This is a genomic window from Mycobacterium sp., assembly GCF_050701675.1.
Taxonomy (GTDB): domain Bacteria; phylum Actinomycetota; class Actinomycetes; order Mycobacteriales; family Mycobacteriaceae; genus Mycobacterium.
On record NZ_JBOGDD010000594.1, the window covers coordinates 1 to 4197 of the forward strand.

Below are 4197 nucleotides of genomic sequence, written 5' to 3' on the forward strand. Positions count from 1 at the left end.
ACCAAGACACCGACCACTACCACCCACCCACCAACGCCATCGAAGAACTCCTCGCCGGCATCTACACCCAAGTCCTCGGACTCGACCAAGTCGGCATCGACCAATCCTTCTTCGACCTCGGCGGAGACAGCATCCTCTCGATGCAGGTCGTCGCCCGCGCCCGCGCCGCCGGGCTGACGTGTCGACCCCGCGACATCTTCGTCGAACAAACCGTCGCCCGACTGGCCCGGGTAACCGGGTCTACCAACGGTCAGGCCTCGGTAGTCGATGAAGGTCTCGGATCGGTGGTGCCCACCCCGATCATGCGCTGGCTCCGCGACGTGGACGGCCCCATCGACCAGTTCAACCAAACCATGGTGGTCCAAGTCCCCGCCGGGGTCGGCGAGGACGACGTCGTCATGGTCCTTCAAGCCCTGCTGGATCGGCACGCCATGCTGCGGCTACGCGCCGCCGACGACAGCGACGGCAGCTGGTCACTACACGTCCCCGAGCCGGGTTCGGTCGACGCCGGAGGGTGCCTTCACGCGGTGGACGTGTTGTCTGATGAGGCGCTGGTCAAGGCCCGGTCGCGATTGAATCCGGCCGCCGGACAGATGCTGAGCGCGCTATGGGTGGCAGACACCGGCCACCTGACGCTGATCATCCATCACCTGGCGATCGATGCGGTGTCCTGGCGAATCCTGTTGGAAGACATCAATATTGCGTGGCTCCAACGCCGCAGCGGAGAGCCGGTGGCGTTGCCGGTAGCGGGCACGTCGTTCCAGCGGTGGGCATCGCTGCTGGTTGAACACGGCTCCCGCTCGGCGGTGGCGGAGCACGCCGAGGCGTGGAAGCAGGTGGCCGCGGTCCCGGCCGCGCTGCCTGCGGCAATACCTGCGGTGGATACCCATGCCACGGCTGGGCGCCTTTCGGTTTCGTTGGATGTCGAGACCAGCCGGATGCTGCTCGGCGAGGTGCCCGCGGCGTTTCATGCAGGCGTCCAGGACATTCTGCTGATCGCGTTCGGGTTGGCGTGCACGGAGTTCCTCGGCAGCGGCAGCGCGGCGATCGGCATCGACATCGAAGGGCACGGCCGCCACGAGGAAGTGGCCGCCGACGTCGACCTGTCCCGGACCGTGGGGTGGTTCACCACGAAATACCCGGTGGCGCTGGCGGTCGGGGGGCTGCGCTGGGCACAGGTGGTCGCCGGCGAGGCGGCGCTCGGTGCGGTGATCAAGGATGCCAAGGAACAGCTCCGCGCCCTGCCCGACGGGCTGACCTACGGACTGCTTCGCTACCTCAACCCGGACGTCGACCTGACCGGCTCCGATCCCACGATCGGGTTCAACTACTTGGGGCGGTTGGGCACGGCTGCGGCCGACGGCTCGGAGGAGCTGTGGCGGATCAGCGAGGACGCCATGGAGGTCGCCGGTGCCGCCACCGCGGTCCCCACGCCGCTGGGACACACCGTCGAACTCAACGCCGCAACCGTTGACGCCGGCACCGGCCCACACCTGCACGCGGACTGGACCTGGGCGCAATCGGCGCTCGGCGAGGGCCAGATCCGCCGGCTCAGCCAACTGTGGTTCGACGCCCTAACCGGAATCCGAACCCATGTCCAGCACGGTGGCGGCGGACTGACCCCGTCTGACATCACTCCCGCCCAACTCACCCAACACCAGATCGACGAGTTGCAGCGGGGCCATCGCATCGCTGATGTCTTGCCGCTGACCCCGATGCAGCAGGGACTGCTCTTCCACGCCGCCAGACAGAACAGCGATGACGATCTGTACGCGCTTCAGCTGGACATCACCGTGTCCGGCCCGCTCGATCCCCACCGGCTGCGCAATGCGGTGCGGACCGTCATCAACCGCCACCCCCACCTGGCCGCCCGATTCAGCGATCACTACGACCAGCCGATTCAAATCATCCCGGCCAACCCCGAAACCCCTTGGCAATACCTGGAACTGGACTCCGAGGAGCAGATCCGGCAGGTGTGCGCCGCCGAACGCGCCTCGGTGTGCGACCTCACCGAACCGCACGCCTTCCGGGTGGTGTTGATCCGCACCGCCGAGGATCGGCACCGGCTCGTGCTGACCAATCACCACATCGTGCTCGACGGTTGGTCGCTGCCGATCCTGCTTGGGGAAGTCTTCGGCAACTATCACGGGCAGCGGCTGCCCGCGGCCGTGCCGTATCGCCGGTTCGTCAGCTGGCTGCTCGACCGGGACCCCGAGGCCGCCCACACGGTCTGGTGTGAGGTGCTGGCGGGGTTCGACACCCCCACCCTGGTCGGTCCGCCGGGCCGTTCGGGACCACGAGGGGTGGCATCCCATCGGTTGCCCGCCAGGACGACGCGCGCCGTTGGCGAGCTGGCGCGCTCCTGTCACACCACCGTCAACATCGTGCTGCAGGGCGCGTGGGCGAAGCTGCTGATGGGGTTGACCGGCCAGCGTGACGTCGTCTTCGGTACCGCGGTTTCGGGACGGCCCACCGAGCTGTCGGGCGCGGAAACGATGGTGGGCCTGATGATCAACACGGTGCCGGTGCGCGCACACGTCACGCAGGCCACCAGCACCGCCGATCTGCTCGCTCAACTGCACAGCGCCCACAACCAGACCCTCGACCATCAATACTTGGCACTCAACGAGATTCACCGCGTCACCGGCCACGACCAACTGTTCGACACCCTGTTCGTCTACGAGAACTATCCGATCGACACCAACGCGTTGTCGGACGTCGATGGGTTGGTCATCACCGACTTCACCGGTCGCGAATCCAACCACTACCCACTGACACTGCAAGCCACGCCCGGGCCGGAACTAGGCCTTCGCGTCGAATTCGACACCGCCGTCTTCGACCAGGCTGGCATCGACGTCTTGATCGAACGGTTCGAGCGACTGGTCGTCGCCATGACCGCAGACCCCGCGACGCCGTTGTCGGCGCTGGACGTGCTCGATGCCGGTGAGCATGCCCAGTTGGATGGGCTCGGTAATCGGGCCGTGCTGACTCGGCCCACCACGCAGGTGTCGGTCCCAGAGCTGTTCGCCGCCCAGGTCAGACACACACCCGAGGCGGTCGCGGTGACCTTCGGCCACCGCTCGTTGACCTACCGCGATCTCGACGAATCCTCGAACCGGCTGGCGCACTTACTGTCTGACCACGGGGTTGGCTCCGGTGACTGTGTGGCGCTGCTGTTGGAGCGCTCGGCACGAGCGGTCGTGGCGATGCTGGCGGTCTTGAAGTCGGGAGCAGCGTATCTGGCGATCGATCCGGCGCTGCCTGCGGCGCGGATCGAGTACATGCTCGCCGATTCCGCGCCGATGGCTGCGATCACCACCGCCACCTTGGCTGACCGGTTCCAGGGGTGCGGCCCACTGGTCATCGATGTCGACGACCCCCGCATCGATACCCAACCCAGCACCGCGCTGCCGGTGCCTTCCGTGGATGACCTCGCTTACCTGATTTACACGTCGGGCACTACCGGTACCCCGAAGGGGGTGGCGATCACCCACCACAACCTGACTCATCTGGCGGCGTCCCAACCGGCCGGCCTGCCCGACAGACAGGTGTGGACTCAGTGTCACTCCTATGCCTTTGACTTCTCGGTCTGGGAGATCTGGGCTGCGCTATTGGGTGGGGCCCGGTTGGTGGTGGTGCCAGAAGAGGTAGTCGGTTCATCGAATGACTTCCATGCCTTGTTGATCAGCGAACGGGTCACCGTGCTCACCCAGACCCCCTCGGCGGTCGCGACGCTTTCACCGCAGGGTCTCGAATCGGTGGCGTTGCTGCTCGGGGGTGAGAGGTGTCCGGCTGAGGTGGTGGATCGGTGGGCGCCAGGGCGGGTGATGGTCAATGCCTACGGCCCGACCGAAACCACCGTGTACGCCACCATGAGTGCCCCATTGGCGACTGGGTCGGGAACGGCACCGATCGGTGCGCCGGTATCGACGGCGGCACTGTTCGTCCTCGACGAGTGGTTGCGACCGGTGCCGTCCGGGGTGGTCGGTGAGCTGTACGTCGCCGGCCGTGGTGTGGGAGTCGGCTATTGGCGTCGGGCCGGGCTGAGCGCATCGCGGTTCGTGGCCTGCCCGTTCGGCGAACCCGGGACGCGGATGTACCGCACCGGGGACCTGGTCCGCTGGGGTGCTGACGGGCAACTGCACTACCTCGGCCGCGCCGATGAACAAGTCAAGATCCGCGGCTACCGCATCGAAC

General features: G+C 66.7%; 1 protein-coding gene. It reads left to right on the forward strand.

All coding sequences use genetic code 11. The annotated features are described in order from the left end of the window. On the forward strand, positions 1–4197 hold a 4197-nt coding region (locus ACRDUX_RS18270; RefSeq protein ID WP_526415432.1), incomplete at both ends, for an amino acid adenylation domain-containing protein.